Source organism: Cytobacillus spartinae (assembly GCF_042865285.1).
GTDB lineage: Bacteria > Bacillota > Bacilli > Bacillales > Cytobacillaceae > Robertmurraya_A > Robertmurraya_A spartinae.
The window spans coordinates 460,791-481,142 of sequence record NZ_JBIACK010000001.1 but is presented as its reverse complement, the minus strand read 5'-3'; the positions used below and the strand labels follow the sequence as shown (position 1 = coordinate 481,142).

Sequence of the window (20,352 nt, the reverse complement as noted above, 5' to 3'; positions counted from 1 at the left end):
AACTTATGAAAGTTACAATCGTAGGAGCAGGTTCAGTAGGTGGCTTTTATGGAGCATTATTAAAAAGGTCTGGTCAAGATGTTACTTTTATTGCTAGAGGTAAGCACTTAGAAGCGATGAAGGAAAATGGTTTGAATGTTAAATCTTCTTCAGAACAGTTTTCAATTGACGCTGAGTTTTCAGGTGATTTCGAAGACTTAAAGGATACTGACCTTATCATTTTTACAGTTAAATCTACCGATACTACACAAACGATTCAGAAAATCAAACCCAATATATCAAGTAATGTAAAAGTTTTAACCCTACAAAACGGTGTAGATAATGAGGAAGTTCTGGCTCATGAATTCGGGGTTGAAAATGTGTTTGCAGGTGCTGCCTATTTATCGGCTAAAGTAGATAAACCAGGAAGTATTGTTCAACTCGGAAAACATGCACTTGTCATTGGAGGGCTTCACGAGTCACAAGACGAATTTGTGCAACAAGTGGCTAACATGTTCCAAGATGCAGGAGTTACCTGTTTCGTCTCCGATGAAATTATGGCTAAGAAGTGGGAAAAGCTACTTTGGAATGTAACATTTAATCCATTATCGGCCGTAACAGAAGCAACTGTAGGTGAGATACTGGATGATTATGAACTCAAAGGTTTAGCAGAGCATGTACTTGAAGAAGCTTTAACAATTGCTAAAAGATCTAAAATAAATGTACATGATGATATTGCAAATCGTGTATTTATTGATGCAGGATCAGTTCGTGGCCATCAAACCTCCATGCTTCAGGACAAATTAAAAGGGAAGCCGATGGAGGTTGAATCGCTTTGTGGTTTTTTCGTTCGGAGAGGTAGGGAACTAGGTGTAGATGTGCCTGCGTTAAGCACGATATATTCCGTCCTTTCTTTTATGGATAAAAAGAGGTGTAAAGAATGATTGATGAAAAGGTTCGTTTAGCACCTTTTAATCAAATGATTACGGATGAGAAAGGTTATGTAAGAGACTTCCTGTTTAAAGAAAACTTTAGCCTAATGAATGATTGTTTAAGCAAGAACATTATTGATCTATTTGAGCACTGGGAGGTCCAAGGAGATGGCACCGTTTTAGCCACAAAAGAAGATAATAAATATATGCTTCTTTCTAGTGATTTTGAGGAAAATGGAAAGAAGCTCCGAATGTACATGATTTTTGATGGGACTCTACTGTTTGAACTTAAGGATCGCGTGAAGGAATTGGATAAATATAACCGAGAATTAGACGCTATCATAGAAAGCTCTTATGATGGGATTTACATTACAGACAGTGAAGGCAATACGTTAAAAACCAATTCAGCTATCGAACGGATTACCGGGATCCCAAAACATTATTATGTAGGAAAGAACATCCATGATTTGCTTAAAAGAGGGATTCTTCAAGAATCCGTTTCGCTGAAGGTAATGGAACAAAAGAAAACCGTCACACTTGTACAAAAGAACTTTAATCAGAAGGAAACATTGTTAACAGGAAACCCTATTTTTAATGACAATGGGGAAATTGAAAAAATTGTTACCAACATACGAGACTTATCAGAACTTAATCAGCTGAATGCAGAACTAAAGAAAGTGCAGCTTCTGAATGAGAAATACAAGGAAGAATTAGAACGATTAAAAGCAACTTCGCTTCATGATCCAGAGATTATTTTAAAAAGCCAGAAGATGGTTGAAATTTACGATATGATTGTTCGAATCGCAAACTTTGATACCACAATTTTAGTACTTGGAGAAACCGGGGTAGGGAAAGACGTACTTGTCCGTCACTTATATGCATCAAGTACAAGGTACAACCAGGGACAATTTATTAAAGTAAACTGCGGAGCAATACCGAAGGATCTTTTAGAGTCTGAGTTGTTTGGGTATGAAGGAGGAGCTTTTTCCGGAGCTAACCGTACCGGAAAGGCTGGAATGTTCGAACTTGCGGATAAAGGAATCTTATTTTTGGATGAAATAGGGGAACTTCCATTGAGTCTTCAAGTAAAATTACTTAGAGTGATTCAAGAAAAAGAAATTATCCGTGTCGGTGGCACAAAAGTTAAGAAAGTAGATGTACAGCTGATTGCCGCAACCAATAGAAACCTAAAGGAAATGGTTGAAAAAGGGGACTTCCGTGAGGATTTATACTACCGCCTAAATGTTCTTCCTGTTTCAGTTCCACCTTTAAGAGAGAGAAAAGATGACGTCATTGCGTTAGCACACCATTTTCTCGACAAATACAATAAAAAATACCACGTAGCTAAAGTCATTGACAGAGAATTGCAAGACTTTTTCTATGATTACGAGTGGCCCGGAAATGTAAGGGAGCTATCGAATCTTGTTGAACGATTAATTTTGACAGCTCCGACCGAAGTGTTATCCGTAACAGACTTACCAGAAGACTATAAAAAGCTAAAGAAGATCGAAGTTGCTTCAAAGCAAGAAGAATTATCGTTAAAGGACGCTGTAGAAACGGCTGAAAAAACAGTCCTAATAAAAGCTCTACAGCAATATAAAACCACGTATGAAATTGCTAGAAGCTTAAAAACAAGTCAAGCCACCATTGTGAGAAAGCTACAAAAGTATAACCTTTCTACAGAATAACTCACAGTAATTCAAAAATGAATTATCCGATTCAAAAATAAATTAACAGACAACCATTGAATAGTCTGAAAATATTGAAAAATATAATACAAAAATGAATTAAGTGACAAATTAGTGAACTTTTTATGTACTAATTGTCGCTTATTTTTTTTGGCACGGAACTTGCATTATTAAAAGTAGCATTGCATGAGTTTTTTAGCAAAAAGAGTTAAGGAGGGGAGATACATTGGAAAGACCATGGTTTAAACATATAGTTGAAGGAAATCCACAGGAGATTGATATTCCCGAAATTTCTTTAACTCAACTATTTAACCAATCAGTAGAGAAATTTAGAAACCATACCGCCATTACATTCTTTAATAAAAGATATACTTATGGAGAGCTAGATTCGCTCGTAAAAAGGGCAGCTAGTGGACTGAAAAAGTTAGGGGTCGAAAAAGGGGATCGAGTAGCTCTGATGCTTCCGAATTGTCCTCAGTATCCCATCAGTTATTTTGCCTCACTCATGTGTGGAGCAACCATTGTACAAATTAATCCGATGTATAAGTCATCCGAATTATTACATGTATTAAATGACTCACAAGCAAAAGTACTAATTGTTCTCGATCAGCTTTTACCCATTGCGGAGTCAATCTTAGATGATACACCAGTATCAATAACCATTGACGTTTCTTTTGAAAGCGGTTGCAAGTTTAATCAATTACTTCAGGACCCTGGCGACGATGTTCCATCTACCAAGATTAACCCAAAAGAGGATGTGGCTGTTCTACAGTATACAGGTGGAACCACAGGCAGATCAAAAGGAGCAATGCTAACACATTACAACTTAGTGGCAAATACGTTGCAAAGCTCCGCAACCTCACAAGTAAAAACTCGCCCTGGAGAGGAACGGGTGTTAACGATATCTCCTTTATTCCACGTATACGGGATGACAAGTGGCATGAATTTAACATTTTATAACGGTGGGAATCTTATCCTCGTACCTAAGTTTGAAGTAGAACAAGTGGTTAATATCATTGAGCAAACCAAACCTACAGTGTTCCCAGGTGTACCTACCATGTATATCGCTTTACTTCAATATTATAAGACGAAGAAATTCGATTTAAGCTGCTTAAATACTTGCATTAGTGGCTCTGCACCATTACCGGTTCAAGTATTAAATCTTTTTAACAAAGTCAGTGGCTCAACCGTAGCAGAAGGGTATGGCTTATCAGAAGCGGCACCTGTTACACATCGGAATCCTATTTCAGGCTTACAGAAACCTGGAAGTATAGGAATCCCTATCCCAAACACAGATGCAAGAATTGTTGATATTGGAACAGGTGAACATACATTACCTATTGGAGAAGTAGGAGAGCTGATTATTAAAGGACCTCAAATAATGAAGGGGTACTTGGGAATGCCAGAAGAAACGGCACAAGCTATTCGGAACGGTTGGTTGTATACAGGAGACCTTGCAAAAATGGATGATGATGGTTTCTTCTATATTGTCGGCAGAAAAAAGGAAATGATTCTGGCAAGTGGCTTTAATGTCTATCCAATAGAGGTAGAGGACGTCATTTACAGTCATCCGAAGGTGTTAGAGGCCGCAGTCATTGGTGTACCCGATGAGTATCGAGGAGAAACCGTCAAAGCAGTGGTCGTACTTAAAGAAAATGAAACACTAGAAGAAAATGAATTAATTAGTTTCTGCCGTGAAAGACTAGCAGCTTACAAAGTTCCAAGTATCATATCTTTCGTTGATGAGTTGCCAAAAACGGCAGTAGGGAAAATTTTAAAAAGGAAATTACAAGAACACTATTCTAAATCATGAAATGAGGGGGTAAAAGATGGATATCTTAATTCAGCAAATATTTAATGGACTAACAATTGGAAGCGTTTACAGTCTTGTTGCTTTAGGATTAACACTTGTTTATGGAATCTTGCATATTCCGAACTTTGCCCATGGAGCGTTATACATGGTGGGTGGCTATATTACCTTAACAATGATGACATCTTTAGGTGTTCATTATTGGGTGGCTATATTTGCTTCCGTAATCGTAATTGGTTTGTTAGCAGTACTAATGGAGCGTATTGTGTTCCACCCTTTACGTCATGCTCCACCTATCCATGACAAAATTGCAGCTATTGGTGTACTTCTTTTCTTAGAGGCGTTAGTCCAACTAGTTTGGGGAGCAGAATATCGTCCAATGCCAACACCTTATGGTCAGGTTGTAGAATTCTTAGGTCTAACGGTTACGATGCAAAGGATTCTAATCATTGTAACTGCTGTAGTGGTTATGATTCTTCTACATCTTTTCTTAAGAAAAACAATGATTGGTTCCGCTATTATTGCGATGTCTCAAAATCGTGAAGGAGCTTTTCTAGTAGGGATTAACGCAAATAAAGTAGCGATGATTACATTCTTTATTTCTGGCGGATTAGCTGCCATCGCTTCATCTATTTCATCACCAATTAATCTAGTATTTCCAGGAATGGGACACTTAGTTATATTAAAAGCTTTCGTTATTATTATCATTGGCGGAATGGGAAGTATTCCTGGAGCGATTATTGGAGGTTATATACTAGGCTTTTCAGAAAGTTTAGGGGCAACCTTTATTTCCAATGATTATAAGGATTTAATTGCCTTCCTACTTCTTGTTGTCATTTTAACAGTTAGACCAAAAGGGTTATTTGTTAAGGGGGTTCAGTAATGTCAAAACTATTGACCCAAAAAAACGGTATGTTAGTTGCCCTGCTAGTTGCGGTTATCTTTCCTCTAGTTATAGATAATCAGTATTACCTACACGTCTTTTCATTAGCGTTTATTTGGACGATTGCGGTTTATGGATTAAACCTCATAGGCGGATTTACTGGTCAACTTTCTTTAGCACATGCGGGTTTCTTTGCTATCGGAGCATACTCTGTTGGAGTATTAACGGTAAAAGTAGGGATTAATTTTTGGCTGGCACTTGTGTTAGCATGTCTAATTACAACATTTATTGGAATGTTGATCGGACTCATAGCACTACGGACAAAAGAGCATTTCTTTGCCATCTACACACTTTGTGTTGGTTACATCATTTACCTAATTATTTATAAGTGGGAAGCCGTAACGGAAGGGGTTCGTGGATTGATCGGGATCCCCACACCGGCACCAATTGGTCCGATTACTTTTGAAACTCCACGCTCCTTATATTATTTGATTCTATTTTTCTTAGTTCTTGTCATTTTCTTAATAAGAAGAATCATTAATTCACTTACGGGTAGAACCTATATTGCAATTCGAAACAGTGAAGAATTAGCACAAACCATCGGAATACCGACAATGAGACATAAACTAGTATCGTTCGTATTATCTACATTCTTTGCTGGACTTGGTGGAGCACTTTACGCTGCGTTTATCCGTTTTTTAGGCCCAGATATCTCTTATATTAATGTAACTTTTGATATGCTTACGTATCTTCTAGTTGGGGGAATCGGTACACTCTCTGGACCTCTAATTGGAACACTACTAGTAGTATGGGTTTCTCAATATTTGCAATTCCTGCAAGATTACCGAATGCTTATTTTTGGACCATTGCTAGTTATTCTAATTATCTTTTATCCACGAGGAATCGTCGGTGGATTCCAGATGTGGAGTGCTAAACGCAAATTAAAAAGGGCCCAGAAGATAATTATTGACCAACAAATGAAGCCTTTAGCAGTAGAGGAGGAGAAGTAATGCTATTACAAACGGAGGGACTAACCAAGTCATTTGGAGGACTTACGGCTGTAGACCAAGTCGATTTTGGAATTGAAAAAGGAAAAATTACAGCCATTATTGGCCCCAACGGAGCAGGAAAATCCACTTTTTTCAACTTGATTAGCGGATTTCACCCACCTTCACAAGGAAAAATCGTTTATAACGGTACAGATATTACAAAAATGAAGTCCTATGAAATTGCAAAGCTTGGGATTGCCAGAACCTTTCAAACTACTCATCTGTTTGAACAATCTACTGTTCTAGAAAACGTAATTATTGGTCATAGACTACGTACAAAATCTGGCTTATTTGATGCTATTTTTAGAACTCCGCGCCTGAAGCGTGAAGAAGCGGCATGTAGGGAAAAAGCAAGTGAAGTAATAGAATTTGTTGGCCTAAAAGATGTTGAAAATCAGCTTGTTTCTGATATTTCCCAAGAGGCTAAGAAAAGAACTGCCTTTGCATTGGCATTAGCAACTGATCCAGAAATTGTATTTCTGGATGAACCAGCAGCAGGCGTAAACCCGGAAGAAACAGATGGGTTAGCTGATCTAATGAGAAAGATGGTTGATAAGGGCATAACGGTTTGTATCATTGAGCACAAAATGCAAATGATTATGAGCCTTGCTGATAAAATTATGGTTTTAAATTACGGGAAGAAAATTGCAGAAGGAACACCTGAAGAAATCCGAAACAATAAAGCGGTAATCCAAGCTTATTTAGGAGGTGGTGATGATGCTACAGCTGACTGAAGTATCGGTAAACTACGGACATTTTCAAGCCTTAAGAAATGTTAATCTCACTGTTAATGAAGGGGAATTAGTCGTTTTACTAGGAGCTAATGGGGCTGGTAAAAGTACCATTTTCCGAACGATTAGTGGTCTTAGCAAACCAACAAATGGATCCATTCAGTTCATGGGAAAAGATATAGGAGGCTTGTCAGCAGATAAACTTGTGCAGATGGGGATTGTCCAGTGTGCTGAAGGAAGAAAGCTTTTTCCTCAGATGTCTGTTTACGAGAATTTAATTCTAGGTGGATTTGTTGATAGAAGACATAAGGATAAAATCAAGCAATCTCTCGAAAAAGTGTTTGATATGTTCCCAATCTTAAGAGACAAGAAGGATGATGCAGCCGGAAGTTTAAGTGGTGGACAACAACAAATGTTAGCGATAGGAAGAGCATTAATGTCGAATCCAAAAATGATTCTATTAGATGAGCCATCCATTGGATTAGCACCACTGATCGTAGAGCAGGTATTCGGTGTCATTCAAGAGATTAATAGAAATGGCACGACTGTCCTCTTAGCCGAACAAAATGCTAATGCTGCCTTAAAAATAGCTGACCGAGGATATGTTATCGAGAGTGGAAAAATCGTCCTTGAAGGACAAAGTAAAGAATTGTTCGCAAACGATGAAATTCGCAAGGCTTATATTGGTGCTTAAAAACCCGACCAAATGTCTTAAAGGAGGTGAGCCTCTTTACTAAGAACTTACCTGGAGAAGCAAGATGGTTTCTTTGGAAAATTTAATTAAGGGGGAAAAACAATGAGTCAACTGAAAAAAGGTTTATTCTTTATGTTTCTTTCATTTGTTCTTTTACTAGCTGCTTGTAACAGTAGTACACCTTCTTCACAGCCAGAGGAAGACGATAAAGGAAATGACAATGATGCTACAACTGAAGAGCCTGCTAAAGAAACAAAAACGGTCAATATTGGATATAGCGGGCCTCTAAGTGGACCTGCTGCTTATTATGGCCAGAATACTCTTAGCGGTGTTGAGATGGCGGTAGAAGAAATCAACGGCAGCGGTGGTTTCGAGGTAGATGGTCAAAAATATACGTTAAACCTTGTTTCTCTTGATGACAAATACTTACCGAATGAAACTGGATCAAATGCTAAGCGTCTAGTACAAGAAGATAAAACTCCTATCATCTTTGTCCCTCATAGCGGTGGTATTTTTGCTACTCAAGTATTTAATATGCAGGATAAGTTCCTTATTGGTGCCTATTCAAGTGAACCGAAAATTACGGAAGCTGGAAATAATTTAACCGTCCGTATCCCTCCTAAATATGATGCATATATCGAGCCATTCTCTAAATATCAAATGGAGCGATTTGGTAAAAAGATTGCATTCCTACCAACTGCAACACAATACGGTAAAGATTGGGCAGCTGTGTTAGAGCCAGGTTGGAAAGAACTAGGTGGAGAAATCGTTTATAAAGGATCAATTGACTTCAGTAAAGACACTGACTTCTTTACAATCGTAACAAATGCGCTGAAAGAAAAGCCTGACGTATTATTCGTAGGTGGACCTTCTGAGCCGACTGCTCTTGTTATAAAGCAAGCAAGAGAGCTTGGATTCAAAGGTGGATTCTTAATCATGGACCAAGCAAAGCTTGATGAAATTGAAACAGTATTAGGTGGATCAGATCTCATTGAAGGATCTGTTGGGGTTCTACCACTTATCCACTCTAGATATGAAGGTAATGAAAAGTTTATTGATGATTATAAAGCAAAACATAGCAAGAACCCAGGGTCTGAGGCTGGTTACCATTACCTAGCGACTTACATGTTTGTAGAAGCAATGAAAGCTGCAGGTTCTGTAGATGATGCTGAAGCTATCAGAGCTCATATTGAAGAAGGATTAGCTAACGTGCCGAAAGATAAAATGATTTATGAAATTACTGAGGTAGAAGAGAACGGTGGATTAATGACAGAGCTTCGTATGGCTGTTGTTGAAGATGGAAAAATCGTTGATAAATCAGTGGAATAGTTAGGTAATTAGTTCATCACATAGATGGTCGCAAAGTCAACGCGATCATCTATGTTTTTAAATTTATTGTAGCTACATAGTAGACAAAAGATACCTTACGAAAGGGGAAAGTCATGACTACCAATCAAGATTCAACCGCTTTTAAAAGTAGTTCCTTTTGGGATTACTTAGGATTTAAAACCCTTCAGTTTGAAAAGGAAAATGTCGTCATTGAATTGGATATTCAAGAACATCATCTCAATGCTATAAACACTCTTCATGGTGGAGTACACGCTGCTATGATTGATAATATTATCGGTGCTACTATTAATTCGGTAACCAAATTACCTTCCACGACGATTAATTTAAGTATTAATTACTTTGCTCCCGTTGAAACAGGCATAATTACGGCAAGAGCTAATCTCTTACAAATTGGCTACCGTATTGTCACTGGAGAAGGCGTTATTACAGACAGTAATGGGAAAATCATCGCAAAAGGAACAGGAACATTTAAAATACTTCGACCAAAAAACGACTCCCCTAATTCATAAGTGAATTAAAGAATTCAAAATTGACTCAAAAAACCTTCAAAAATTTAAAAATATCATTCTATTAATTCAAATATGAATCAATCGAATGTTTTGATATAAACAATAACCGAATCCTTAAGTTTCCTTTAATTGGCATGCTTTTTGCATATTTAAATAAGTGTGATAGTAAATCATGTTTGTTTACTTTTAACTTTACGAAAATCTCTTAAATAGCTATACCTCGTTAGACGATAACCCCTTGAAAGGATGAGAAAACATGACTGAAGTTGTCATTGTATCAGCTGTTAGAACTCCAATTGCAAAAAAAGGTGGAGCACTAGCATCCCTTGACCCATCTATTTATGGCGGCATAGTAATTAAAGAAGCACTAGAAAGAGTAGGTTTAAATGGAGAAGATGTTGACGATGTTATTCTTGGAAATTGCTTATCTGGTGGTGGGAATACTGCTAGACTTTCCTTACTTCAAGCAGGGCTCCCATACACCGTTCCAGGAATAACGATTGACCGCCAGTGCGGTTCAGGAATCAATAGTGTAGCACTAGCTGCTGAAGCCATTCTAGCTGGGAAAGCAAATATTGTAGTTGCTGGCGGAACAGAAAGTATGTCCAGAACTCCATACCTTCTTGCTCCACAAGAACGAGCATATGATCGCATGCCTCCTCAATTTGTTCAACGAAGACTTTCACCCGATCATATCGGAGATCCTCCTATGGGAATCACCGCAGAAAATCTAGTAGAAAAATACTCAATTTCAAGAGAAGAGCAAGATGCATTTGCTTTAGCTAGCCAGCAAAAAATGGCTGCTGCACTGGAGCAAAACTTATTTGCAGAACAAATTGTCCCAATTCCAATTCAAACAAGGAAAGGCGAAGTTCTATTTACAAAAGACGAACACCCTCGACCAACTATTACTGAAGAAGATTTAAAAAGACTTCAGCCCGTGTTTAAAAAGGGAGGATCTGTCACGGCAGGGAATTCTTCAGGTGTTAACGATGGAGCATCTGCACTAGTATTAATGTCCGCTAAGGAAGCAAGTGAAAGAGGGTTAGAACCTTTAGCATATGTTACAAACTGGGCAGTTGCAGGAGTAGACCCGAATATTATGGGAATTGGTCCGGTACCGGCTGTACAAAAAATACTTGCACAAACCGGAGAGCAACTAGATGATTATGATTTAATCGAAATCAACGAAGCGTTTGCTGCACAAGTATTAGCGTGCCACCGAGAGTTATCATTCAACATGGAAAAAGTAAATGTTAATGGTGGAGCAATCTCTCACGGTCATCCGATTGCTGCTACTGGTGGAATGCTGGTGACAAAGCTCGCATACGAAATGAAGCGCCGAGGTGTAAAAAAGGGATTGGTAACAGCGTGTATCGGTGGAGGTCAAGGAATTGCACTGACACTTGAGAGAAAATAAACACCATGTTCGTGTATACCCGAGCAAATGGAGGTTTCTGATGAATTTTCAATTAGATGAAGACATTCTCATGATTAAAAGAAATATAAAAGAATTTATTTCTAATGAAATTGAACCTTATGCAATGGAAATAGAAGAAACAGATCATATCCCTGAAAAAGTAATTGCACTGTCCAAGGAAATGGGGTTATTCGGACTTAGTATACCAGAGGAGTACGGTGGTCTTGGAGTTGGGATGGTCGGCAAATGTGCTATCTACGAAGAGATTGGCAAAACTCATAATGGCTACACGACGCTAATCGGTGCCCATACTGGAATCGGTTCAGTCGGAATCGTTGAAATGGGCAATGAAGAGCAAAAACAAAGATATCTCCCAGAAATGGCAAAGGGGAACTTATTAGGTGCATTCGCATTGACGGAGCCCTCAGCAGGATCACACGCCACAAATATTAAAACGTCAGCTGTAAAAAAAGGCGATAAATATATCTTAAACGGCACTAAACACTACATTACGAACGCTACTGTTGCAGATGTATTCACCGTAATGGCAGTGACAGACCCTAGTAAAGGTAGCAAAGGTATTACATCTTTTATCGTTGAAAAAGGGTTTCCTGGTTTAAAGGTCGGAACCGTTGAGCGAAAAATGGGGTTGCGTGGATCTCACTCAGCTGAGCTCATTTTTGAAGACTGTGAAGTCCCTGTTGAAAATGTTCTTGGTGAAAAAGGTCAAGGATATGTAAACGCTTTAAAAATATTAGCGAATGGCAGAGCAGGGTTAGCAGCTAGAAATCTAGGATCCTCTCAAAAGCTTCTTGATATGTCAATGGCATACGTTCAAGAGAGAGAGCAGTTTAATGTGCCTATCATTGAGCATCAAGCTGTTGCACATATGGTAGCTGAAATGGCTCTCGATATCGAGACATTACGTTCCTTTACGTATAGAGTAGCGTGGATGGTAGACCAAGGCGAAAAGGTCATTAAGGAAGCGGCTATGCTAAAGCTTTTTGGGTCAGAAGTTTATAACCGAGTAGCTGATAAAGCCGTTCAGGTTCACGGTGGAATCGGATATATTAAGGATTTCCCTATCGAGCGATATTTCCGTGATGCGCGTATAACAAGGATTTACGAGGGGACTTCAGAAATTCAAAAGAACATTATTGCTGCACAGCTACGAAAGGAATATTCAAGGTAACGAGGGAGGAGGTTGAAGAGGATTGAATGAGGAAATCGTTATTGTTAGTGCTGTTCGGACGCCGATCGGGCGATTCGGAGGGGCATTAAAAAACATCAGTTCAGGTCACCTCGGTGCTCTAGTGGTCAAGGAAGCTGTTAGCCGAGCACAGCTAACTCCTGAACAAATTGATGAAGTCATTCTAGGTGAGGTAAGACAATCTACCGAATCGTCAAACGTTGCTAGAGTATCTGCACTAAGAGCTGGTATCCCTGAAACAGCCCCAGCCTTTACAATCAACCGGTTGTGTGCCTCAGGAATGCAAGCAGTCGCTTCGGCTGTTCAGCAGATCTTCTTTGGTCAAGGGGAGATCATTGTAGCGGGCGGAACCGAGAATATGAGCAGATCGCCTATCTATCTAAGAAACTCTAGATTTGGTGAAGGATATCCTTATCTAGTTGACTCAAACACAGAAAATGGTCAACAGCCTAATGAGACTTACGGTTCACACTTAGGAATGGGAATGACTGCTGAGAACGTTGCGGAACTCTATAGCATTTCGAGAGAAGACCAAGATCAATTCGCTCTTGAAAGTCAACAAAAAGCTGCTCGAGCCATTCAAGAGGAAAAGTTTACTGAAGAGATTGTTCCGGTACAAATTCAGGAACGAAAGAATATGTTTCTCTTTGAAAAGGATGAGCATCCTAGGCCAGATACAACCATCGAAAATCTTGAAAGACTAAAACCCGCATTCAAGGAGACTGGTACTGTAACAGCCGGTAATGCATGTGGAAGGAATGACGGGGCTGCTGCTATGGTCTTAATGACTGCATCAAAGGCAAAATCACTTAGTTTAAAGCCACTAGCTAAAATAGTCGATTGGTCAACAGCAGGCGTTTCACCTAAATTAATGGGAATTGGGCCTGTTCCAGCAATCGAAAAATTGCTTAAAAGAACAAATAAATCTTTACATGATATTGGTCTCATTGAATTAAATGAGGCATTCGCCGCCCAAGCACTTGGTGTTATTAGAAATGCGAATCTAGACCCCGAAAAGGTAAATGTAAACGGCGGCGCAATTGCATTAGGTCATCCACTAGGAGCAACCGGATGTAGGATCATGACTACTCTCTTACATGAAATGAAGAGAAGACAAGAGCAATTCGGAATTGCCACTCTATGTGTAGGTGGAGGTCAAGGGATGGCGGTCATGCTAGAATTGGTATAATCTTTATTGAATATTTAGAAAATACTATTATTTCTACTTCAATTTGTTATAAAATTTAGAGGTCCACCAATCAATGTACATGAGTAATCTCAATTTTCAAGGAGGATACAAATGTATCATACAATTATTGAACCTCGAGTTTCCGAAACAGATGGAGTAGGTCATATTAATAACACTACTATTCCAGTATGGCTAGAGGCTGGGAGAAATCAAATCTTTAAGCTTTTTACACCTGATGATTCTTTTGAAAATTGGAGAATGATTATTCTTAATATGAATGTAGATTATGTAAGCCAAATTTATTTTGGTAGAAAAGTAGAAGTATACACATGGATTAAGAGAATTGGAAATTCTAGTCTCGAATTGTATGAAGAAATTCACCAAGATCAAAAGCTATGTGTAAAAGGAACTGTCACGTATGTTAATTACAACACGAAACAGAAACAATCTGAGAGAATTCCTGATGAAATTCGCTTAGAGTTAGAAAGACATCTTTATCAATCACATTAAAAGAAAAGTATATTTCAAAATTTTCACAATACCAACCGTTTAGTACATTAATCATTGATTGGAGTGGATTTTATGTATTTACGTTTAACAGATGAGCAAAGAATGGTACAAAAAACGATAAGAAAATTCGTGGAAAAAGAGTTAATTCCACTAGAAAATGATGTTTTGAGAAACGAGAGAGAAGGCAAACCAAGTTTACCACCTGGGAAGTTGAAGGAACTTCAACTAAAGGCTAAGGAAGCTGGTTTTTGGGGGATCAATACGCCTGAAGAATATGGCGGAGCAGACCTTGGACAAATGATGATGGCCATCGTATTGATGGAGGTTTCAAAAACTTTTGTTCCTTTCAGCTTTGGTGGGTCTGCAGATAATATTCTGTATTACGGAAATGAGGAGCAAAAGAAGAAATACTTAATTCCTACTATTAATGGTGAGAAAAAATCATGCTTTGCGATGACAGAACCTGGTGCAGGATCTGATACTCGCAATATTAAAATGACTGCGGTTAAGGATGGCAATGAATGGGTTCTTAACGGTGAAAAGACATTCATTACAGGTGGAAATGAAGCAGACTTCGTGATGGTTATCGCGATTACGGATAAGGAGAAACACCAAGCCACTGGCCGTGATGGTGTAACGTGCTTCATCGTTGACCGCGACATGGGCTGGAAGTCAGAGTACATTCACACAATGGGTGAGTGGGGGCCAGCAGCGTTAGTATTTGATAATGTTCGAGTTCCAGAGGAGAACATCCTAGGTGAAGTAGATGGCGGATACAATCTAGGGTTAGAATGGATTGGATTTGCTCGTTGGGTAGTAGGGGCAAGAGCAGTAGGGGCAGCAGAGCGCCTATTACAAATGGCGATTGATTATTCGCAAGAACGTGAGACATTTGGTAAGCCAATCGCAACCAGACAGGCAATTCAGTGGCAAATTGCTGATTCTGCCGTAGAAATTGAAGCAGCAAGATGGCTAGTGTTAAATGCAGCATTCACACTTGACGAAGGAGAAGATAACCGTCACTTAGCATCTATGGCAAAGCTATACGGAGCAAATATGGGTAACAATGTAGTCGACCGTGTTCTTCAAATCCATGGAGGCATGGGCTATACAAGAGAGCTGCCTATCGAGCGCTGGTACCGTGAAGCAAGACTATGGAGAATTTACGACGGTACAGATGAAATTCAACGCTTAATTATTTCTAGAAATCTATTAAAAGGACATGTTAAGTTAGGTCAGTTTATATAATTTATAGATAACTAATTAAAAATGCATTTAGGATGGGGCTCTTGAATACTCGTAGTGAGGCAAAAGAGATTGCGTCACAACATAAAGAGCCCTAGTAAAAGGAGGATTCATAATGGCAGGAAGATTTGAAGGTAGAGTTGCTTTTGTTACTGGTGGTAGTAGAGGGATTGGAAAAGGAATTGTTCAACTTTTTGCTGAAGAAGGAGCAAAAGTAGCTATTATCGATGTAAACGAAGAAGCTCTAAGTGAAACTGCGAATGAGTTTAAGGATAAAGGCTATGAAATTTTTACGAAAGTGGCTAATGTAGTAAACTCTGAGCAGGTAGACGCTGCTGTAAAGGAAGCTCATGATGCTTTTGGTTCTATAGACATTCTTGTTAATAATGCTGGTGTAATCCGCGATAACCTCTTATTTAAAATGACAGAATCTGATTGGAACACCGTTATGGATGTCCATTTAAAAGGTTCCTTTAACGCAGCAAAAGCTGTTCAACAATACATGGTTGAACAGAAATATGGGCGTATTATAAACATTTCATCGACTTCAGCATTAGGAAACAGAGGTCAAGCGAATTATGCAACTGCGAAAGCTGGTTTACAGGGCTTTACAAAAACGCTAGCCATTGAGTTAGGCAAATTCGGTATTACAGCGAACTCAGTAGCACCTGGTTTTATTGAAACAGAGATGACGAAGGAAACGGCTGCTCGAATTGGAATTTCTTTCGACCAATTAATTGCCGCTAGCGTTGCCAACATTCCAGTAGGAAGAAGCGGAAAACCAGAGGATATCGCGAACGCAGTAGCGTTCTTCGCTGATGAAAAGTCCTCTTTTGTGAACGGGCAGGTCATCTATGTTGCTGGTGGACCGAAAAACTAAGGGGTGATGAATATGTTTTTAGAAAGTATCGGAAAAAGATCTAACAAGGTAAAAAATCAAGTAGAACGCGGCGCAGTGAAAAGATTCGCTGATTCAATTGGAGATTCTCATCCTATTTTTATCGATGAAGAAGTAGGAAAGAATTCAAGATATAAAAACAATATAGCTCCACCCACCTTCCCTAGAGTATTCGATTATGGATCGATTGAAGGGTTGAATCTTCCTAACAAAGGGCTTATTCATGGTGAACAAACCTATCATTATGAAAGACCTCTTTTAGTAGGCGAGGATGTATTATGTTATTCAGAAATAAAAGATTACTACGAAAAAGAAGGGAAAGCTGGCAAAATGGGATTCCTTGTTTTAATGAACAATGGGGAAGATCTTGAAGGGAATACCATTTTCACCTCAGAATCAGTAGTCATTATCACTGAGGCTGTAAGAAAGGGGTTGTCGGTTTGAGTATTTTAACACAATTAAAAGTGGGGGACTCTCTTGAAAAAGTAGAGCTTGCACCTGTATCTAGAATTGACCTAATTAAGTATGCTGGTGCATCTGGCGATTACAATCCAATCCATACGATTGATGAAGAAGCAGCTAAAGCTGGCTTACCTGGTATCATTGCTCATGGCATGTGGACAATGGGAAATCTCGCAAAACTATTTACCCCTTTTTATGAAGAGGGTTTTATCCAGGATTACTCCATTCGTTTCAAAGGGATGGTCTTTATTAACGATGTTGTAACATTACAAGGAACATTAGAGGAAGAGAATGAGAAAAATCTCACCTTTAACGTTGCAGCGGTTAATCAACATGGAAAAGATGTTCTACAAGGTAAAGTAGTGTTTGCAAAATATGACTGAAGTTATTTAGAGTAAAGTAGTTTCTACTTTACTCTTTTATAAAAACTTAATGTAAGCGCTTACCGTATTCTTATAAAATTGATTTGGAGGGAATTTTTATGAGTCTACACCCACAGGCAAAAGCTTTATTACAAATGTTTGAAGCGAGAAATGCTCCTTCACTTGAAGAGGTTTCCCTACAAGAAGCGAGGGGAATGTTTGAACAATCAGCTAAACTATTAAATAAAGCGGAAGATATTTTCCATGTTGAGGACCGAAAAATACAAGGCTACCAAAGAGAAATGAAGGTTAGAATATACACACCTAGCGATAATGATCGGTTACCTGTACTCGTTTATTTTCACGGAGGAGGATGGGTAATTGGAAATTTAGAGACTCATGATTCCCTATGTCGTTCACTTGCCAACCAGTCAAACTGTAAGGTTGTTTCCGTAGATTATGGCTTAGCTCCAGAAAACAAATTTCCTGTCGCGGTTGAAGATGCTTATTTAGCAACAAAGTGGGTAAGTGAACATGCTGATGAGTTAAATGTTGATAAGAACAATATTGCTGTTGGCGGGGATAGTGCGGGTGGAAATTTAGCAGCTGTTGTGTGTTATCTAGCTAATGAAAGAAAGGGACCTTCGATTAGTCAGCAATTATTATTTTACCCATCAACAGGATTTGAATATACTGAATCTTACGAAAAATATGGTGAAGGTTATTACTTAACAAAGTCTCAAATGAAATGGTTTAGAGAGCAATATTTAAATGATGAAACAGATACATTAAACCCTCTAGCAGCTCCAATGCTTTTATCTGACGAGGACACTGCTTTGTTACCAACCGCTTATATTGTTACAGCTGAGTTTGATCCACTTTGTGATGGTGGTGAAAACTATTCTAGAAAGCTCACTAATGCAGGAGTACAAACAACCTACATTTGCTATCCTGGAATGATTCATGGCTTTATCTCTATGGCTGGAGTTTTAGATGACGGGAAGAAGGCCATAACAGAGGCTGCACTATACTTAAAAGAACAATTTGCTAATAAAGTGAAATAATATTCTTGGAATGAGGTGGTTGCCTGGATGTGCAACCATCTTTTTTATTTTGTAATTTTCTTAAAAATCATTAATTTCGGATTGCGAAATACTTATCTTCGATATAAAATGAATCATAGGCTTACACTCTATAAAAACGATTGTGATCATACAGATAATAGGCTGGTGTCATGGTGGGCTGGATACTTAAAGTTTTTTCAAGGTTGGGTGCCAGTGTTGGGTCTGTCCATCTATGTGCACTCCAAGCATCTTGACCTTGTCGAGGACTGTAAAGATGTTTAGATCACTCCGACCATGTTCAAATCAATTATGTCGCGGCACGAAAAGGTGGTTGCTTACCGCGAACAGAGTCATCACCCTTATACCGCCGCACGAAAAAGGTGGTTGCTTACCGCGAACAGAGACATCACCCTTATACCGCCGCACGAAAAAGGTGGTTACTTACCGCGAACAGAGACATCACCCCTATAACGCGGCACGAAAAAGGGTGTTACTTACCACGAACAGAGACATCACCCTTATACCGCGGCACGAAAAAGGTGGTTGCTTACCGCGAACAGAGACATCACCCCTATAACGCGGCACGAAAAAGGGTGTTACTTACCGCGAACAGAGACATCACCATTATACCGCGGCACGAAAAAGGGTGTTACTTACCGCGAACAGAGACATCACCCCTTTACCGCGGCACGAAAAAGGTGGTTGCTTACCGCGAACAGAGACATCACCCCTATAACGCGGCATGAAAAAGGTGGTTGCTTACCGCGAACAGAGACATCACCCCTTTACCGCGGCACGAAAAAGGGTGTTCCTTACCGCGAACAGAGTCATCACCCCTTTACCGCGGCACGAAAAAGGGTGTTACTTACCGCGAACAGAGACATCACCCTATACCGCGGTACGAAAAGGGGAGTTCCTTCCGCGACTAGAGTCAATACCCTTATGTCGCGGCACGAAAAGGGGATTTTTCTACCGCAATTATCGCATAATTCTTCAACTCGCGGTTATAACCCTAACCCAACCGCTGACTGATATAAACAAATACATATATATTGGAGACCAACAATGAATCGCAAACTCTTTTTATACGTAAAGGCACTTTCAGATTTTGGAATGTTTATGGACTTAATCGTTCTAAATGTGGTGATTTATGCTGCAACCGGAAGTACCGCCTGGCTCGCGGCAACAATGGCTGCCCGAACATTTGGTGGAGTATTATCAAGCTTATTCTCAGGGGTGCTTGCTGACCGATTTAACAGAAGAAAGATCATGATTATTAGTGATATTCTGCGTGCTGCTATCATTCTAGTGCTTATTCCTTTTCCAGACCCGACCATTATCATTATCGTTTCGTTTTTAATAGGATTTGTGAATAGTAGTTTTGCAGTCAGCTTCAGCGCAGAAATTCCACAGATTTTTGGCGAAAAGAATATCTTACAAATCAATTCTCTTATATCTCGACTAACGTCATTAAGTTTAGTTACTGGGTTTCTAGCTGCTGGTTTGATTACAGACTTTCTTGGCTATGAAATGACTTTAATGATTGACGCGGGTACCTACATTTTGTCGGCAATCGTTCTCATTAAACTAAAATGGGACTCAAATTCAGTGAATACAACTACACAAATCAGTAGCGGAGTTATGTCAAAATTAAAATCAGTTTGGACAGATATAAAAGAAGTGAACTCTTATTTGTTGTTAGCACCTATGCTTATGTTCGTAAACATCGTATTTTTAGTAGGAGCATTTGCTGGAAGTTCACATAATTTAGGAATCCCGCTCTTAGCTGAACAGCTCAACCCAGATAGGCAAAGTTTCTATTATGGAATGATTTGGGGTGTATGGGGGATTGGATCTGTTGCTGCGACTTTAATTTTACCAAAACTGAAATGGTTAAAGGATCAAAAAATTTATGTTGCATGCTTCATTTCCGCACTCCTGATGTCGACAGGATTTATTATCTTTTTATCTAATAGCAATGTTTGGATTATTTTTGCCTTTGCTATGTTTACAGGGGTCTTTGATGCAACCTTTACCACCTTACATGCTACAATTCTACAAAAAACCGAGAACCATATAAGAGGCAGAATTTTCGGAGTAGGAATGCTGTTGAAATCTCTTGGGTTTGCAGGTGGATTTGTAATAGCACCTATCCTATTAGAATATATGGCGATGCCCAAGATGGTTTTGGTTTTACACGGAACCCTTATTACTACCACTTTAATCGTTGTTACAATTGTTATGATGAATATTTTTAGAGGAAAAAAGATTACATTGACGAAGAGTGCCTAATTTATTTGAAAAATGACTCTGTTCACCCGGAGTCATTTTTTATTGTTCATTTAAGCTTAGGGGCCCTCATATATA

The 20,352-nt window shown here is 39.0% G+C and carries 19 protein-coding genes; all 19 read left to right on the top strand.

Features of this window, described 5'->3' with window-relative positions:
* Positions 1-5 precede the first annotated feature (5 nt).
* Positions 6-923 carry a ketopantoate reductase family protein gene (locus tag ACFYKX_RS02275; protein WP_389357650.1) on the top strand — a complete coding sequence of 306 codons (918 nt, stop codon included), beginning with the start codon at positions 6-8 and terminating at the stop codon, positions 921-923.
* Positions 920-2,599 (top strand): sigma-54 interaction domain-containing protein, encoded by a 1,680-nt coding sequence (locus ACFYKX_RS02270; protein ID WP_389357648.1) that lies wholly within the window; start codon positions 920-922, stop codon positions 2,597-2,599. The genes ACFYKX_RS02275 and ACFYKX_RS02270 overlap by 4 nt, the downstream gene beginning before the upstream one ends.
* A 226-nt stretch (positions 2,600-2,825) precedes the next feature.
* Complete coding sequence (locus ACFYKX_RS02265; protein ID WP_389357646.1) at positions 2,826-4,412, top strand: long-chain-fatty-acid--CoA ligase; 1,587 nt, start codon at positions 2,826-2,828, stop codon at positions 4,410-4,412.
* A 16-nt stretch (positions 4,413-4,428) separates the two neighbouring features.
* Positions 4,429-5,292, top strand: a complete 864-nt coding sequence (locus ACFYKX_RS02260; protein WP_389357644.1) for a branched-chain amino acid ABC transporter permease — start codon at positions 4,429-4,431, stop codon at positions 5,290-5,292.
* Complete coding sequence (locus ACFYKX_RS02255; RefSeq protein WP_389357642.1) at positions 5,292-6,302, top strand: branched-chain amino acid ABC transporter permease; 1,011 nt, start codon at positions 5,292-5,294, stop codon at positions 6,300-6,302. The genes ACFYKX_RS02260 and ACFYKX_RS02255 overlap by 1 nt, the downstream gene beginning before the upstream one ends.
* Positions 6,302-7,075: an ABC transporter ATP-binding protein gene (locus tag ACFYKX_RS02250; protein ID WP_389357640.1), complete on the top strand. Its 774-nt coding sequence runs from the start codon at positions 6,302-6,304 to the stop codon at positions 7,073-7,075. Before ACFYKX_RS02255 ends, ACFYKX_RS02250 begins: the two co-directional genes overlap by 1 nt.
* Positions 7,059-7,766, top strand: a complete 708-nt coding sequence (locus tag ACFYKX_RS02245) for an ABC transporter ATP-binding protein (protein WP_389359004.1) — start codon at positions 7,059-7,061, stop codon at positions 7,764-7,766. The genes ACFYKX_RS02250 and ACFYKX_RS02245 overlap by 17 nt, the downstream gene beginning before the upstream one ends.
* A gap of 102 nt (positions 7,767-7,868) precedes the next feature.
* Entirely contained in the window at positions 7,869-9,095 is a 1,227-nt protein-coding gene (locus ACFYKX_RS02240) for an ABC transporter substrate-binding protein (RefSeq protein WP_389357638.1), read from the top strand.
* Positions 9,096-9,208: 113 nt separating this feature from the next.
* Complete coding sequence (locus tag ACFYKX_RS02235; protein WP_389357636.1) at positions 9,209-9,625, top strand: PaaI family thioesterase; 417 nt, start codon at positions 9,209-9,211, stop codon at positions 9,623-9,625.
* A gap of 256 nt (positions 9,626-9,881) precedes the next feature.
* Entirely contained in the window at positions 9,882-11,045 is a 1,164-nt protein-coding gene (locus ACFYKX_RS02230; RefSeq protein ID WP_389357634.1) for a thiolase family protein, read from the top strand.
* Positions 11,046-11,085: 40 nt separating this feature from the next.
* On the top strand, positions 11,086-12,237 hold the full coding sequence (locus tag ACFYKX_RS02225; RefSeq protein ID WP_389357632.1) for an acyl-CoA dehydrogenase family protein: 1,152 nt from the start codon (positions 11,086-11,088) through the stop codon (positions 12,235-12,237).
* Between the two features lie 22 nt (positions 12,238-12,259).
* Entirely contained in the window at positions 12,260-13,444 is a 1,185-nt protein-coding gene (locus ACFYKX_RS02220; RefSeq protein ID WP_389357630.1) for a thiolase family protein, read from the top strand.
* Between the two features lie 111 nt (positions 13,445-13,555).
* A complete protein-coding gene (locus tag ACFYKX_RS02215) occupies positions 13,556-13,954 on the top strand; it encodes an acyl-CoA thioesterase (RefSeq protein ID WP_389357628.1) in 399 nt (132 codons plus the stop codon).
* Between the two features lie 72 nt (positions 13,955-14,026).
* Positions 14,027-15,202, top strand: a complete 1,176-nt coding sequence (locus ACFYKX_RS02210; protein ID WP_389357626.1) for an acyl-CoA dehydrogenase family protein — start codon at positions 14,027-14,029, stop codon at positions 15,200-15,202.
* Between the two features lie 112 nt (positions 15,203-15,314).
* On the top strand, positions 15,315-16,079 hold the full coding sequence (gene fabG, locus ACFYKX_RS02205) for a 3-oxoacyl-ACP reductase FabG (RefSeq protein ID WP_389357624.1): 765 nt from the start codon (positions 15,315-15,317) through the stop codon (positions 16,077-16,079).
* A 12-nt stretch (positions 16,080-16,091) separates the two neighbouring features.
* Positions 16,092-16,541 carry a MaoC family dehydratase N-terminal domain-containing protein gene (locus tag ACFYKX_RS02200; protein ID WP_389357622.1) on the top strand — a complete coding sequence of 150 codons (450 nt, stop codon included), beginning with the start codon at positions 16,092-16,094 and terminating at the stop codon, positions 16,539-16,541.
* Complete coding sequence (locus ACFYKX_RS02195; RefSeq protein ID WP_389357620.1) at positions 16,538-16,942, top strand: MaoC/PaaZ C-terminal domain-containing protein; 405 nt, start codon at positions 16,538-16,540, stop codon at positions 16,940-16,942. Before ACFYKX_RS02200 ends, ACFYKX_RS02195 begins: the two co-directional genes overlap by 4 nt.
* A gap of 98 nt (positions 16,943-17,040) precedes the next feature.
* Positions 17,041-17,985: an alpha/beta hydrolase gene (locus ACFYKX_RS02190; RefSeq protein ID WP_389357618.1), complete on the top strand. Its 945-nt coding sequence runs from the start codon at positions 17,041-17,043 to the stop codon at positions 17,983-17,985.
* Between the two features lie 1,065 nt (positions 17,986-19,050).
* Positions 19,051-20,277 carry an MFS transporter gene (locus ACFYKX_RS02185; RefSeq protein WP_389357616.1) on the top strand — a complete coding sequence of 409 codons (1,227 nt, stop codon included), beginning with the start codon at positions 19,051-19,053 and terminating at the stop codon, positions 20,275-20,277.
* Positions 20,278-20,352 lie beyond the last annotated feature (75 nt).

Bases quoted from the DNA above. Each gene is read 5' to 3' on its own strand.
- ACFYKX_RS02240 (WP_389357638.1), top strand. From the start codon at position 7,869: ATGAGTCAACTGAAAAAAGGTTTATTCTTTATGTTTCTTTCATTTGTT.
- ACFYKX_RS02210 (WP_389357626.1), top strand. From the start codon at position 14,027: ATGTATTTACGTTTAACAGATGAGCAAAGAATGGTACAAAAAACGATA.
- ACFYKX_RS02200 (WP_389357622.1), top strand. From the start codon at position 16,092: ATGTTTTTAGAAAGTATCGGAAAAAGATCTAACAAGGTAAAAAATCAA.
- ACFYKX_RS02275 (WP_389357650.1), top strand. From the start codon at position 6: ATGAAAGTTACAATCGTAGGAGCAGGTTCAGTAGGTGGCTTTTATGGA.
- ACFYKX_RS02185 (WP_389357616.1), top strand. From the start codon at position 19,051: ATGAATCGCAAACTCTTTTTATACGTAAAGGCACTTTCAGATTTTGGA.
- ACFYKX_RS02260 (WP_389357644.1), top strand. From the start codon at position 4,429: ATGGATATCTTAATTCAGCAAATATTTAATGGACTAACAATTGGAAGC.
- ACFYKX_RS02250 (WP_389357640.1), top strand. From the start codon at position 6,302: ATGCTATTACAAACGGAGGGACTAACCAAGTCATTTGGAGGACTTACG.
- fabG (WP_389357624.1), top strand. From the start codon at position 15,315: ATGGCAGGAAGATTTGAAGGTAGAGTTGCTTTTGTTACTGGTGGTAGT.
- ACFYKX_RS02270 (WP_389357648.1), top strand. From the start codon at position 920: ATGATTGATGAAAAGGTTCGTTTAGCACCTTTTAATCAAATGATTACG.
- ACFYKX_RS02190 (WP_389357618.1), top strand. From the start codon at position 17,041: ATGAGTCTACACCCACAGGCAAAAGCTTTATTACAAATGTTTGAAGCG.
- ACFYKX_RS02225 (WP_389357632.1), top strand. From the start codon at position 11,086: ATGAATTTTCAATTAGATGAAGACATTCTCATGATTAAAAGAAATATA.
- ACFYKX_RS02235 (WP_389357636.1), top strand. From the start codon at position 9,209: ATGACTACCAATCAAGATTCAACCGCTTTTAAAAGTAGTTCCTTTTGG.
- ACFYKX_RS02230 (WP_389357634.1), top strand. From the start codon at position 9,882: ATGACTGAAGTTGTCATTGTATCAGCTGTTAGAACTCCAATTGCAAAA.
- ACFYKX_RS02245 (WP_389359004.1), top strand. From the start codon at position 7,059: ATGCTACAGCTGACTGAAGTATCGGTAAACTACGGACATTTTCAAGCC.
- ACFYKX_RS02215 (WP_389357628.1), top strand. From the start codon at position 13,556: ATGTATCATACAATTATTGAACCTCGAGTTTCCGAAACAGATGGAGTA.
- ACFYKX_RS02255 (WP_389357642.1), top strand. From the start codon at position 5,292: ATGTCAAAACTATTGACCCAAAAAAACGGTATGTTAGTTGCCCTGCTA.